This is a genomic window from Rhizobium sp. P1_C7, assembly GCF_056406295.1.
The window spans coordinates 323256-335954 of record NZ_JBFUAL010000001.1 but is presented as its reverse complement, the minus strand read 5'-3'; the positions used below and the strand labels follow the sequence as shown (position 1 = coordinate 335954).

Annotated in this window: 15 protein-coding genes; 13 read left to right on the top strand and 2 right to left on the bottom strand. The window is 60.6% G+C overall.

Annotated features, from left to right (window positions below; all coding sequences use genetic code 11):
• Window positions 1-63 precede the first annotated feature (63 nt).
• From AC1D2R_RS01700 to trmB, 13 genes are all read left to right on the top strand, one after another.
• A complete protein-coding gene (locus tag AC1D2R_RS01700) occupies window positions 64-630 on the top strand; it encodes a NifU family protein (protein WP_477964125.1) in 567 nt (188 codons plus the stop codon).
• Between the two features lie 94 nt (window positions 631-724).
• On the top strand, window positions 725-1384 hold the full coding sequence (gene tsaB / locus AC1D2R_RS01695; protein ID WP_477964629.1) for a tRNA (adenosine(37)-N6)-threonylcarbamoyltransferase complex dimerization subunit type 1 TsaB: 660 nt from the start codon (window positions 725-727) through the stop codon (window positions 1382-1384).
• A complete protein-coding gene (locus tag AC1D2R_RS01690) occupies window positions 1381-1881 on the top strand; it encodes a GNAT family N-acetyltransferase (RefSeq protein WP_477964123.1) in 501 nt (166 codons plus the stop codon). Before tsaB ends, AC1D2R_RS01690 begins: the two co-directional genes overlap by 4 nt.
• 36 nt (window positions 1882-1917) lie before the next feature.
• Window positions 1918-2346, top strand: a complete 429-nt coding sequence (locus AC1D2R_RS01685) for a Fur family transcriptional regulator (RefSeq protein ID WP_057472319.1) — start codon at window positions 1918-1920, stop codon at window positions 2344-2346.
• Between the two features lie 30 nt (window positions 2347-2376).
• Window positions 2377-3174, top strand: a complete 798-nt coding sequence (gene olsA, locus AC1D2R_RS01680) for a lyso-ornithine lipid O-acyltransferase (protein WP_477964120.1) — start codon at window positions 2377-2379, stop codon at window positions 3172-3174.
• A gap of 49 nt (window positions 3175-3223) precedes the next feature.
• Entirely contained in the window at window positions 3224-4633 is a 1410-nt protein-coding gene (miaB, locus tag AC1D2R_RS01675) for a tRNA (N6-isopentenyl adenosine(37)-C2)-methylthiotransferase MiaB (protein ID WP_477964118.1), read from the top strand.
• Between the two features lie 19 nt (window positions 4634-4652).
• On the top strand, window positions 4653-5705 hold the full coding sequence (locus AC1D2R_RS01670; protein ID WP_477964116.1) for a PhoH family protein: 1053 nt from the start codon (window positions 4653-4655) through the stop codon (window positions 5703-5705).
• Entirely contained in the window at window positions 5705-6220 is a 516-nt protein-coding gene (ybeY, locus tag AC1D2R_RS01665; protein WP_477964114.1) for an rRNA maturation RNase YbeY, read from the top strand. The genes AC1D2R_RS01670 and ybeY overlap by 1 nt, the downstream gene beginning before the upstream one ends.
• Complete coding sequence (locus tag AC1D2R_RS01660; RefSeq protein WP_477964111.1) at window positions 6217-7368, top strand: hemolysin family protein; 1152 nt, start codon at window positions 6217-6219, stop codon at window positions 7366-7368. The genes ybeY and AC1D2R_RS01660 overlap by 4 nt, the downstream gene beginning before the upstream one ends.
• Before the next feature lie 77 nt (window positions 7369-7445).
• Window positions 7446-9050, top strand: a complete 1605-nt coding sequence (gene lnt / locus AC1D2R_RS01655) for an apolipoprotein N-acyltransferase (protein ID WP_477964109.1) — start codon at window positions 7446-7448, stop codon at window positions 9048-9050.
• Window positions 9051-9201: 151 nt separating this feature from the next.
• Window positions 9202-9621, top strand: coding sequence for a helix-turn-helix domain-containing protein (locus AC1D2R_RS01650; protein ID WP_037065654.1), 420 nt, complete (start codon window positions 9202-9204; stop codon window positions 9619-9621).
• 182 nt (window positions 9622-9803) lie between these two features.
• Window positions 9804-11042: a methionine adenosyltransferase gene (gene metK / locus AC1D2R_RS01645; RefSeq protein WP_477964107.1), complete on the top strand. Its 1239-nt coding sequence runs from the start codon at window positions 9804-9806 to the stop codon at window positions 11040-11042.
• A gap of 10 nt (window positions 11043-11052) precedes the next feature.
• Window positions 11053-11754 carry a tRNA (guanine(46)-N(7))-methyltransferase TrmB gene (gene trmB / locus AC1D2R_RS01640; protein WP_477964105.1) on the top strand — a complete coding sequence of 234 codons (702 nt, stop codon included), beginning with the start codon at window positions 11053-11055 and terminating at the stop codon, window positions 11752-11754.
• Between the two features lie 145 nt (window positions 11755-11899).
• Here trmB and AC1D2R_RS01635 read toward each other — a convergent pair whose 3' ends face one another.
• A complete protein-coding gene (locus tag AC1D2R_RS01635; RefSeq protein ID WP_037065650.1) occupies window positions 11900-12157 on the bottom strand; it encodes a BQ00720 family protein in 258 nt (85 codons plus the stop codon).
• Window positions 12158-12206: 49 nt separating this feature from the next.
• Window positions 12207-12638, bottom strand: coding sequence for an Hsp20 family protein (locus AC1D2R_RS01630; RefSeq protein ID WP_477964103.1), 432 nt, complete (start codon window positions 12636-12638; stop codon window positions 12207-12209).
• Between the last annotated feature and the right edge of the window lie 61 nt (window positions 12639-12699).

The following is a 12699-nucleotide window of genomic DNA, read 5'->3' as shown; positions in this document are numbered from 1 at the left end:
ATTTTCTCTTTTGAAGAATTCTAAAGACGGCTCGGGCAAAATGCCTGCCGCACGGAGAACGAGATGTTTATTCAGACCGAAGCCACGCCGAATCCCGCCACGCAGAAGTTCCTGCCGGGTCGGGTCGTCATGGAAAATGGCACCGCAGAGTTCCTGAGCGGCGACGCGGCGCAGGCATCGCCGCTCGCGGCTCGCCTTTTCGACATCCCCGGCGTGACCGGCGTATATTTCGGCTACGACTTCATCAGCGTTTCCAAGGACGATCAGGAGTGGCAGCACCTGAAGCCCGCCATTCTCGGCTCGATCATGGAGCACTTCATGTCCGGCAAGCCGGTCATGGGCGACGCATCTATCCTGTCCGAAGATCTCGATGCCGGCGGCGAGTTCTTCGATGAGGGTGACGAGTCGATCGTGCTGACGATCAAGGAACTGCTCGAGACGCGCGTCCGCCCGGCCGTCGCCCAGGATGGCGGCGACATTACCTTCCGCGGCTTCAAGGACGGCAAGGTCTATCTCAACATGAAGGGTTCGTGCGCCGGTTGCCCGTCCTCGACGGCAACGCTGAAGCACGGCGTACAGAATTTGCTGCGCCATTTCGTTCCGGAAGTGCAGGAAGTCGAAGCCGTCTGACGACCTGGACCTGAAATCGCCATGGCGCAGCGTTTGCAAACGCGGTGCCGCGATGTATGGACAGTCAGGAACGCTCTATTCGGAAATTGATGCCATGATCATACTGGCGCTCGACACCGCAGGTGTGGATTGCGCTGCCGCTCTCTATGACAGCGGCAGGGATACGGTGCTGGGGGAGGCATCGGACATGATCGGCAAGGGGCATGCAGAGCATTTGATGGGGGTCGTCGATCGCGCGCTGGACCAGGCGGGCATCGCTCTTTCCTCTGTCGATCGCATCGCCGTTACCGTCGGCCCGGGTTCCTTCACAGGCATTCGCGTCGGCGTGGCCGCAGCCCGCGGCTTTGCTCTGTCGCTTGGCGTTCCCGCCGTCGGCGTCACGACGCTCGCGGTCATGGCGCAGGCCGAACGACTACGGTCGCCAGGACAATCGGTGCTCGCCGCCATGGATGCCAAGCGCAACGAAATCTATCTCCAGGCTTTCGACGCAGAGGGCAAGCCTCACGATGAAGCACGTGCCGCCACCATCGAGGAAGCGCAGGCGTTTTCCACGGTGTTCGATGGTGCAGTAACCGGCTCGGCGACACCGCTGCTGAGGCCCGACGCGACCGGCGACCATTCCAATCACTTCCCGATCTCCATCGTGGCGCGCCTCGGCGCCGCCGCCGATCCCTCTTCCGGAAAGCCGAAGCCCCTTTATCTGCGCGGACCTGACGCCAAGCCGCAGGCCGGGTTCGCAATTGCGCGAGTATGACCATGCTGGAATCCTATCTGACGCTGAAGCCGGAATTCGAAATCGTCGCAATGGATAGCGACGACTGCCGCTCGGTCGCGGCCCTGCACGGCGAACGTTTTGCCCGTCCCTGGGGCGATGGCGAGTTCTATAGCCTGCTGACACAGAGCAATGTCTTCGGCTTCGTGGCGCGGCAGACCAATGCTTTTTTGAAGAAGCCGCTGCCAGGGTTCGTACTTGCCCGCGAGGTCGCCGGGGAGGCGGAAATTCTGACGATCGCCGTGCAGACGAAGGTGGCGCGGGCCGGTCTCGGCTGGCGGCTGATGCAGGCGGCGATGCGCGAGGCGAAGCTGCGCGGCGGCGAGAGCATGTTCCTTGAGGTCGACGATGGAAACGCCGCGGCGCTCGGCCTCTACCGCAAGCTCGGCTTCGAGAAGGTGGGCGAACGTCGTGGATACTACAAGGACGCGAGGGGCGCCGTTTCCACGGCGCTTGTCATGAAGCGCGTTCTTCGCTAGTTCCGTTGCGGAACGTTGACGATCGGAAGGCGGCTCATGACTGACGTGGCCAAAACCCTTGAGGAGCTTTGCGCTGAACGGGGCATGCGCATGACCGAGCAGCGCCGCGTGATTGCGCGCATTCTCGAAGAATCCGAAGATCACCCTGATGTGGAAGAGCTTTATCGCCGCTCCGTGAAGGTTGATGCCAAGATTTCGATCTCCACGGTCTACCGCACCGTCAAGCTGTTCGAGGATGCCGGCATCATCGCCCGCCACGACTTCCGTGACGGCCGTTCGCGCTACGAGACTGTGCCGGAAGAACACCACGACCATCTGATCGATCTGAAGACCGGTGTCGTCATCGAGTTCCGCTCGCCCGAGATCGAAGCGCTGCAGGAGAGGATCGCCCGAGAACATGGCTTCAAGCTGGTCGACCACCGGCTGGAGCTCTACGGCATTCCGCTCAAGAAGGACGAACACTGAGGTCATGACCGCCGCCACGGAGTGTTCGAGTTGATCGCCAGGCTGCGCATCGCCTTTGAAGGAATCGTCATCCTTTTCGCCAGCATCCTGCTCATGCCCTGGCAGCTGCTGGCGCTGCGCTTCGACTGGAAGCTCCGGCGCCGGCTGCCGCGCGTATGGCACCGCATCGTCTGCTACTGTCTCGGAATCCGCATCCGTGTCCACGGCAGGATCGAAACGCACAGGCCCCTGATGCTGTGCGCCAACCACTCGTCCTGGATGGACATCATGGTGCTCTCGGCGGTCGCCGACGTCGCCTTCATCGCCAAGATCGAGGTCCGCGACTGGCCGATCTTTGGGACGCTTGCCAAGCTGCAGAAGAGCGTTTTCGTCGTGCGCGAAGAAAAGCGCAAGACCGGCCACCAGGCAAACGAGATCGCCGCCCGGATGGCGGATGGCGAAATCGTGGTGCTGTTTCCGGAAGGCACGACGTCTGACGGCAACCGCCTGCTCGACGTCAAATCGTCGCTCTTAGGCGCAGCGGCAATGGCCGTGCCGGCATCACCGACCGGCATCGTCATCGTTCAGCCGGTTGCAGTTGCCTATACCGGCGTCCATGGCCTGCCGATGGGGCGGTATCATCGCCCTCTGACATCATGGCCCGGCGATGTCGAGATATTGCCGCACCTGAAGGATGTGCTGCGATATGGCGCATTCGAAGTGGACGTATGCTTTGGCGAGGCGGTCGAATACGGTCCCGATACCAACCGCAAGCAGGCGAGCGCAACCATCGCAAGACGCATTCGCGTCCTGCTCGCCGACGCCTTGCGCGGGCGCAAAACCACCTGAGGCAAGGATTTCCTTTTCTCGCGCGTCAAAAACCACTAAATAGCGCGCCATGACCCACGACAGCGCCCTTCTTCCGGCCCCGGAGACCGATCTCCGCGATGGCAGCAACAGCCGCAAGGTTTTCATCAAGACTTACGGCTGTCAGATGAACGTCTACGACTCGACGCGCATGAGCGATGCTCTTGCCCGCGACGGCTACGAACCGACCGAGGATATGGAAGAGGCCGACCTCGTCCTGCTCAACACCTGTCATATCCGCGAGAAGGCGGCCGAGAAGGTCTACTCGGCACTTGGTCGCCTGCGCGACATGAAGAAGAAGCGCGCCAGCGAGGGTCGTGAATTCATGATCGGCGTTGCCGGTTGCGTTGCGCAGGCCGAAGGCGAGGAAATCCTCCGTCGTGCGCCGGCGGTCGATGTCGTCATCGGGCCGCAGACCTATCACCGGCTGCCAGAAGCACTGCGCCGTGCCAAGGAAGGCCAGCGCATCGTCGATACCGAATATGCGCTCGAAGACAAGTTCGAGCATCTGCCGATCGCGGAGAAGACCAGGATCCGCTCGCGCGGCGTCACCGCGTTCCTGACGGTGCAGGAAGGCTGCGACAAATTCTGCACCTTCTGCGTCGTGCCCTATACGCGCGGTTCGGAAGTGTCGCGCCCCGTCAACCAGATCGTGGAGGAAGCCGAGAGGCTGGTCGAAGGCGGCGTGCGCGAGATCACGTTGCTCGGCCAGAACGTCAACGCCTGGCATGGCGTTGGTTCCAACGACCAGGAGTGGACCCTTGGCGATATGCTCTATCGGCTGGCCGAGATCCCCGGACTTGCGCGTCTGCGCTATACGACCAGTCATCCGCGCGACATGGACGACCGCCTGATCGAGGCGCATCGCGACCTGCGCGCTCTGATGCCCTACCTGCACCTGCCGGTGCAGGCGGGGTCCGACCGGATCCTGAAAGCGATGAACAGGCGCCATACGGCAGCCGAATACCTGACCTTGATCGAGCGCATCCGCACCGCCCGTCCGGATATTGCGCTGTCTGGCGATTTCATCGTCGGCTTTCCGGGGGAGACAGAGCAGGATTTTGAGGATACACTCCGTCTGGTAGAAGAGGTGCGCTATGCACAAGCCTTCTCGTTCAAATACTCGACTCGACCGGGTACGCCCGGTGCGGAACTGAAGGATCAGGTGCCGGAAGAGATCAAGGCAGAACGGCTCGAACGCCTGCAGGCGCTTCTTCTGAAGCAGCAGCAGGAATTTGCTGAATCCTGTGTCGGAAAGACGATCGAACTGTTGCTTGAAAAGCCCGGTCGGATGCCAGAACAACTTATCGGCCGTTCTCCCTGGCTTCAGTCCGTGAATGTTGATGCAAAAGCATCGCAAATCGGTGACATTATTAAAGTGCGAATCACCGGAACCGGAACCAACAGCCTGTTTGCCGAGATTGCAGAGGCTGAGGTCTAAACCCAAGGAGCTCGACCGCTTGAACGGACAAGAATTGGTTTCTTCTTCACCGCGCCACCCACGCATCGCGAGCGACGCCAATCACTTTATTCTGACGTTCGAGAACAATCGGTTCGCCAGCGAGCTGTTTGGTCAATTCGACCAGAACCTCAAGCTGCTCGAGGAGCGCCTGAACATCGATGCACGAGCGCGTGGCAACTCCGTTGTCATCTCCGGGGACATCGTCAGCACCAATCAGGCGCGTCGTACCCTCGACTATCTCTACGAGAAACTCCAGAAGGGCGGTAGCGTGGAACGTTCCGACGTCGAAGGCGCAATTCGCATGGCGGTCGCCGCCGACGATCAGCTGAGCCTGCCGACGATGGAGAAGAAGGCCAAGCTGACGATGGCGCAGGTTTCGACGCGCAAGAAGACCATCATCGCCCGCACGCCGACCCAGGATGCCTATCTCAGGGCGCTCGAGCGTGCCGAACTCGTGTTTGGCGTCGGCCCGGCGGGTACCGGGAAGACCTATCTCGCCGTCGCCCATGCTGCCCAGCTCCTGGAACGTGGCGTGGTGGAGAAAATCATCCTTTCGCGTCCGGCCGTCGAAGCCGGCGAGCGCCTCGGCTTCCTGCCGGGCGACATGAAGGAGAAGGTCGATCCCTACCTCCGTCCGCTTTATGACGCGCTCTACGACATGATGCCGGCCGACAAGGTCGACCGTGCCATCACCGCCGGCGTCATCGAAATCGCGCCGCTCGCCTTCATGCGCGGTCGTACGCTGGCAAACGCCGCGATCATTCTCGATGAGGCACAGAACACCACGTCGATGCAGATGAAGATGTTTCTGACGCGTCTTGGCGAGAACTCGCGCATGATCGTGACCGGCGACCCAAGCCAGATCGACCTGCCGCGCGGTGTCAAATCCGGCCTCGTCGAGGCGCTGCAGCTGTTGAACGGCGTCGAGGGCATTTCGATCGTCCGCTTCAAGGATACGGACGTCGTGCGCCATCCGCTCGTCGGTCGCATCGTCAGGGCTTACGACGCCACCTATGCGACGGAAACGGCAGAGGTCATCCGGCAGGACTGATGGCGGGACTCGATATCCAGATCACCATCGAGGAGGGCAACTGGCCCTCCGAAGATGCCTTGCACGCATTGGCGGACCGCGTGCTGGAGACGGCGGCGACCTATCTTCGGGAGGCCGAGAAGCAACCGTTTCCGAAAATGGTGCCCGAAGTCTCGCTTGTTTTCACCGACGATGCTTCGATCCAGGACATCAACGCGGAATGGCGTGGCAAGGACAAGCCGACCAATGTGCTTTCGTTTCCGGCCTTTCCGGTTCAACCGGGCAAGGTGCCGGGGCCGATGCTTGGCGATATCATCATTGCCAGGGAGACTGTGGAGCAGGAGGCTGCCGAGCTTGAAAAAAGCATCGATGACCACCTGACGCACCTGATGGTGCATGGATTCTTGCATCTATTCGGCTACGATCATAATAATGATGCCGACGCCGAGAGAATGGAGGGGCTGGAGACTCGCATTCTGGCAATACTCGGCCTATCTGACCCATACGAGGGTCAAGACCTTAAAATGGAACCATGAGCGACTTTACGACGAGACCGGCCACCGAGGCCAAGGACGCCGCCGACCAATCCTCCTCCGACGAGGGTGGCAGTAGTAGCAGGCAGTCCGGACGACCCCAATCCTTCTGGTCGCGCGCAGCACGCATCCTGAGGCCGCAGCAAGGCTCGCGCCTTCGCGAGGATCTCGCCGATGCGCTGATGACCGACGCCGCCGAAGGCGACGTCTTTTCGCCCGACGAGAGGGCGATGCTGCACAACATCCTGCGCTTTCGCGAAGTTCGCGTCGCCGACGTCATGGTGCCCCGCGCCGATATCGAGGCCGTGGATCACCACATCACCATCGGCGAACTGATGATCCTGTTCGAGGAATCCGGCCGCTCGCGCATGCCGGTATATGCCGAGACGCTGGACGACCCGCGTGGCATGGTGCATATCCGCGATCTTCTCTCCTATGTCGCCAAGCAGGCGCGCAACAAACGCCGAGGCAGCACGAAGGCCGCCAAGGCGGCGCAGCCGATCGTCGAAGTTTCACCGGAGCACCTTCAGAAGATGCCGCGGTCGGCCAAGCCGAACTTCGATCTTGCCCGTGTCGACCTACAGAAGACGGTGGCCGAGGCCGGCATTATCCGGAAGATCCTGTTCGTACCGCCCTCGATGCTCGCCTCGGACCTGCTGCGTCGCATGCAGGTGAACCGGACGCAGATGGCGCTCGTCATCGATGAATACGGCGGCACCGACGGTCTTGCGTCGCACGAGGACATCGTCGAGATGGTCGTCGGCGACATCGATGACGAGCATGATGACGAAGAAGTGATGTTCAAGCGGATCTCCGAGGATATGTTCGTCGCCGATGCTCGCGTCGAGCTCGAGGAGATCGCGGAAGCCATCGGGCCGGATTTCGACATCGCCGAGCAGGTCGACGAAGTCGATACGCTGGGCGGACTGATCTTCTCCGAGCTCGGCCGCATTCCGGTGCGAGGCGAGGTGGTTCAGGCGCTGCCAGGTTTCGAATTCCATATTCTCGACGCCGACCCACGGCGCATCAAGCGTGTTCGCATTACCCGCAAGCGCCAGGCAATCCGCCGCCGCGTCAAGTCGGATGGTGACGGCGCCTCAGGCGCCGACCATGGCGACGACCGGCAAGCCGAAGTTCCCACGACAAACTGATCGCCGCAAACCACGACAAGCGGCGGCTTTTTTGAAAGACTGCGACCTCAGTTGATTCGCGGCTTGATGGAGTGGGCATGGAGCGGCTTGCGGACAGGATCATCCTGGCCTGGGGTTTCAAGAGGGTGGCGCTGGGTGTGCTTGCGGGGGCCTTCGGCGTTCTGGCCCTGCCGCCGATCGGTTTCTTCGCCGCGATGTTCGTTTCGTTCACGCTGCTTGTGTGGCTTATCGACGGAGCCGCCGCCGCGCCAAACAGCAGCCTTGTCGGGCGTCTCTGGCCCTCCTTCGTCACCGGTTGGCTCTTCGGCTTCGGCTACTTCGTTGCCGGTCTCTGGTGGCTGGGCCATGCCCTGATGATCGATGCCGAGGAGTTTGCCTGGGCATTGCCGCTGGCACTCTTTGGTCTTCCGGCCGTTCTTGCTACCTTCTACGGAGTGGCGACCGCATTTGCCCGCATACTCTGGTCAGAGGGCGTCGGACGAATTGCGGCGCTGGCGGCGAGCTTCGGCCTTTTGGAATGGGCAAGGAGCGTCCTCTTTACCGGTTTCCCCTGGAACGCCATAGGCTACGGGATGACGCCGGTGCCTGTTATGATGCAGTCAGCACATGTCATCGGCATCATGGGGATCACAGCGCTCTCCGTCTTCATTTTTGCAGCCCCTGCCCTGCTCGGCACCAAGCAAGGGGCAAGGGTCGGGGTTCCACTCGCCCTGCTGCTCTTTGCTACCCATCTCGGCTATGGCGTCTACGTGCTTTACGTCAGCCCCAATTCTACCGTGCCGACCACCGACAAAAGCCCGGTCGTTCGTCTGGTTCAGCCGATGATCGACCAGGCGGCCAAGATGGACACCGACGGCGACCGAACGACGATTTTCGAGAAGCACCTGAAGCTATCTGCAGAGGCGCCCAGGGATGGCGGCCGGAAACCCGACATCATTGTCTGGCCGGAGACCGCGATCCCCTTCATCCTGACGGACAATCAGGACGCGCTCACCCGGATCGCCGATACGCTGGACGACAACCAGGTCCTGATAGCCGGCGCCGTCCGGGCGGAGGACATGGGGCCCGGCAATCCACCCCGCTACTACAATTCGATCTATGTCATCGACGGCCATGGGCAGATCATTGCCGCTTCCGACAAGGTGCATCTCGTGCCGTTTGGCGAATACATGCCGTTCGAGAGCCTGCTGGACCAGTTCGGCATACAGAATGTGGTCGAGATGCCGGGCGGCTTTTCCGCCGCCGCCACGCGCCAGTTGCTGACGCTTCCGAGCGGACTCAAGCTCTATCCCCTCGTCTGCTACGAGATTATCTTCCCTGACGAGATGACCGGCGAGATCGGCGCTGCCTCGGCGATATTGAATGTCACCAACGATGCCTGGTTCGGCGCAACACCCGGCCCTTACCAACATTTCCTCCAGGCGCGTGTTCGCGCCGTCGAAACCGGTCTGCCGCTGATTCGCGACGGCAACAGCGGCATTTCCGCGCTGGTAAACGCGCGGGGCGAAATTATTGCGGGTCTGGCACTCAATGAAACCGGCTTTGTCGACGCAACCCTTGATGGATTTTCCATTGGCGGCAATCCCGCTCATTCGCGCCAGGCGTACTTCTGGTTGATCGAAATGCTTCTGTTTGCAATTGCAGCCGGTTCGCGCGCTGGTTTTGTTTTCAAGCAGAATTGACCCAAAACCCCTAAAATTGCATAGTGGTTAGGATTGGCGCTCTTAACGTATGTTCCAAGGTGAATGATAGAAACCTTGCAACGTGGCGTTTTGGGGATGGGTTCGGGCATGCCGGTTTGAACTGGGTTGAAATTATAGTTAGGGCAGCACCATGATTGAAAACAAGAAAAAGCCTAACCCGATCGACATCCACGTTGGCAGTCGCATTCGCCTTCGACGGACCATGCTTGGAATGAGTCAGGAAAAGCTTGGGGAAAGCCTGGGGATTACATTCCAGCAGATCCAGAAATATGAAAAGGGCACCAACCGCGTGGGCGCCAGCCGACTCCAGAATATCTCGAGCATTCTGAACGTGCCCGTTTCCTTCTTTTTCGAGGATGCGCCGGGCGATCAGTCCGGGGGCGTGTCCGGCATGGCCGAGGCTTCGAGTTCCAACTACGTGGTGGATTTCCTTTCCTCCTCCGAAGGCCTTCAGCTGAACCGGGCCTTCGTCAAGATCACGGATCCGAAGGTTCGCCGCAAGGTGGTCGAACTCGTGAAGGCGCTGGCTGCCGAAGCCGACAGCGAGTAAGAACCCCTAAAAACCTGCCTCTACGGGAAAGCGGTCGGAACGGCCGCTTTTTTGCGTTTTTTGGGCATAATTTGCCACCCTACGACAGATATAAAGATATATTTATGTCCTTCTGCGCTTGTTTTTCCGGTGCGAACTGGGTACCAACTACGCAGCTTTTGTTCTTTGAGGGGAATCCCGACATGCGCGCCAATTACCTCTTCACCAGCGAGTCAGTTGCCGAAGGTCACCCGGACAAGGTGTGTGACCGTATCTCCGACGAGATCGTGGATCTGGTCTATCGCGAAGCGGCAAAGACCGGTGTGAACCCATGGGGCGTTCGCATTGCCTGCGAGACCCTGGCCACCACCAACCGCGTGGTGATCGCCGGCGAAGTCCGCCTGCCGCCTAGTCTGATGAAGAAGGACAAGGATGGCCAAGACGTCATCAACCCTTCGAAGTTCAAGGCTGCCGCCCGCCGCGCCATCAAGGACATCGGCTACGAGCAGGACGGCTTCCACTGGAAGACCGCCAAGATCGACGTGCTGCTGCACTCGCAGTCTGCCGACATCGCGCAGGGCGTCGATAGCGCTTCCGACCAGCAGGGTGACGAAGGTGCGGGCGACCAGGGCATCATGTTCGGCTATGCCTGCACGGAAACACCAGACCTCATGCCGGCGCCGATCTACTACTCCCACAAAATTTTGCAGCTGTTGGCCACCGCCCGCAAGAAAGGTGACGGCGACGTTGCCAAGCTGGGCCCGGATGCAAAGAGCCAGGTCACCGTGCGCTACGTCGATGGCAAGCCGGCAGAAGTCACCTCGATCGTTCTCTCGACCCAGCATCTTGATGACAGCTGGGATTCGAGCAAGGTTCGCGCCGTCGTAGAACCTTATATCCGCGAAGCCCTCGGCGAGCTGCCGATCGCTGACGACTGCAAGTGGTACATCAACCCGACTGGCAAGTTCGTCATCGGCGGCCCGGACGGCGATGCCGGCCTCACCGGCCGCAAGATCATCGTCGACACCTACGGCGGCGCCGCGCCCCATGGCGGCGGCGCGTTCTCCGGCAAGGACACGACCAAGGTCGACCGTTCGGCTGCTTATGCTGCCCGTTACCTCGCCAAGAACGTCGTGGCTGCCGGCCTGGCCGACCGCTGCACGATCCAGATCTCCTACGCGATCGGCGTTGCCCAGCCGCTGTCGATCTATGTCGACCTGCACGGCACCGGCAAGGTGACCGAGGATCAGGTCGAAGCGGCCATCCGCAAGACGATGGATCTGTCGCCAACCGGCATCCGCCGCCACCTGGACCTGAACAAGCCAATCTACGCGAAGACGTCAGCCTACGGCCATTTTGGCCGCAAGGCAGGCCGCGACGGCTCATTCTCGTGGGAGCGCACGGATCTCGGGAAGGCGCTCAAGGAAGCCGTAAAGGCTTAAGGGCACAACGATGACGGATATGGAACGACGCAGCCGGGCGACCGAAGCCTTCTTCGGTCGTCGCAAGGGCAAAGCTCTGCGCGGACAACAGGCGGAAAAGCTCAACACCCTGCTGCCGGCGTTCCTCATCGATCTCTCAGCAGCTCCGCCGGAGCCGCTGAGCGCACTGTTTCCGGCCTCGACGAACCGTCTGCGCCTGGAAATCGGCTTTGGTGGCGGCGAGCATCTGATCCACCGCGCGGTGGAAACCCCCACAGCCGGCTTCATTGGCGTGGAACCCTTCGTAAACTCGATGCAGAAGCTGCTGTCGAGTGTCGACAATGCCGGCGCCAGGAATATTCGCGTCTACAATGACGATGCGACGCAATTGCTGGATTGGCTGCCGGACGGCTCGATCGACCAGATCGACCTGCTCTATCCCGATCCTTGGCCGAAGCGGAAGCACTGGAAGCGCCGCTTCGTTTCCAAGACCAATCTCGACCGATTCCATCGCGTGCTGAAGCCGGGCGGCCTGTTCTGCTTCGCTTCCGACATCGACACCTATGTCAACTGGACGCTTCTCAAGTGTCGGGATCACGGGCGCTTCGACTGGATGGCGACCGACTCTGCCGACTGGCTGACACCGTACGAGGGCTGGCCTAGCACGCGCTACGAGGCGAAGGCCCGGCGCGAGGGACGTTCCTCGGCCTATCTGACATTCAAGCGCGCATAGCCTGACCCGCCGCTGCGGTAGGCCGATATCCGGGAGAAACGCGCGCCCTCCCTTCAGCTCCATCGCCATTGCGGTCGCCGTACAGCGACTGCAATGGGGCCAGCATCGGGCACGGTAGGCAAAGGTATCTGCTCGGAGTGCTTGCCTAGTGCAGGCTCACTGTCTTCAACTCATCCTCGGCAGCCTTGAAGAAGGTGCTGGAGCGATTGTCCGTCAGAAGGATCGGCGTGCCATCGGCGCCGAACAGCGCCCAGAGGTCGACGCTCGGATCGATATCCGGTGCTTCGGGGAAGCACTTGGACACCTCTTCTGACCGTATTTTTCTGATGTATGCGACCTCACCGTTGCCGATGCCGGCAAGTTCGGTTTTGGTCAGGTGAGAATTGGCTTCTTTCATCAACATTCCTGTACCTCCAAGAGAAGGGACCAACAGCTCAACGTGAGTTGTTGTCCTACTGTGAGACCGAAATGTTAATTTTCTTCACCATGCGCGCCGGCTCGGGCCGAATGAGATCGACGGACAACAAACCGTTCTTCAATCCGGCGCCTAAGACCTGCATGCCATCGGCCAAAACAAAGGTTCGCTGGAACTGCCGTGCGGCGATCCCGCGATAGAGATACTCACGGTCCCCCTGATCGACCTGCCGGCCACGAATGACCAGCTGGTTCTCTTCGATCGAGACGTCGAGTTCGTCTTCGCCGAAACCGGCGACCGCCAGCGTGATGCGTAACCGTTCAGGATCACCCGAGAGGCTGTCGGCAGCAATGCGTTCGATATTATAGGGGGGATATCCGTCGCTCGCCTTGGAGATCCGCTCCAGGGTCTTCTCCATGGCGTCGAAGCCCAGAAGAAGCGGGCTGGCGAAAGGCGTAATGCGGCTCATCGTTTTTCAAGTCCTCGATACAAGCGACCTTGCCGGACCTGAATTGCAGCACCCGGTTGAT

Excerpts from the sequence above, each read along its gene's own strand:
- AC1D2R_RS01690 (WP_477964123.1), top strand. The coding sequence starts at position 1,381 with ATGACCATGCTGGAATCCTATCTGACGCTGAAGCCGGAATTCGAAATC.
- lnt (WP_477964109.1), top strand. The coding sequence starts at position 7,446 with ATGGAGCGGCTTGCGGACAGGATCATCCTGGCCTGGGGTTTCAAGAGG.
- AC1D2R_RS01685 (WP_057472319.1), top strand. The coding sequence starts at position 1,918 with ATGACTGACGTGGCCAAAACCCTTGAGGAGCTTTGCGCTGAACGGGGC.
- tsaB (WP_477964629.1), top strand. The coding sequence starts at position 725 with ATGATCATACTGGCGCTCGACACCGCAGGTGTGGATTGCGCTGCCGCT.
- AC1D2R_RS01650 (WP_037065654.1), top strand. The coding sequence starts at position 9,202 with ATGATTGAAAACAAGAAAAAGCCTAACCCGATCGACATCCACGTTGGC.
- ybeY (WP_477964114.1), top strand. The coding sequence starts at position 5,705 with ATGGCGGGACTCGATATCCAGATCACCATCGAGGAGGGCAACTGGCCC.
- AC1D2R_RS01700 (WP_477964125.1), top strand. The coding sequence starts at position 64 with ATGTTTATTCAGACCGAAGCCACGCCGAATCCCGCCACGCAGAAGTTC.
- AC1D2R_RS01660 (WP_477964111.1), top strand. The coding sequence starts at position 6,217 with ATGAGCGACTTTACGACGAGACCGGCCACCGAGGCCAAGGACGCCGCC.
- AC1D2R_RS01630 (WP_477964103.1), bottom strand. The coding sequence starts at position 12,638 with ATGAGCCGCATTACGCCTTTCGCCAGCCCGCTTCTTCTGGGCTTCGAC.
- trmB (WP_477964105.1), top strand. The coding sequence starts at position 11,053 with ATGACGGATATGGAACGACGCAGCCGGGCGACCGAAGCCTTCTTCGGT.
- miaB (WP_477964118.1), top strand. The coding sequence starts at position 3,224 with ATGACCCACGACAGCGCCCTTCTTCCGGCCCCGGAGACCGATCTCCGC.
- AC1D2R_RS01635 (WP_037065650.1), bottom strand. The coding sequence starts at position 12,157 with ATGTTGATGAAAGAAGCCAATTCTCACCTGACCAAAACCGAACTTGCC.
- metK (WP_477964107.1), top strand. The coding sequence starts at position 9,804 with ATGCGCGCCAATTACCTCTTCACCAGCGAGTCAGTTGCCGAAGGTCAC.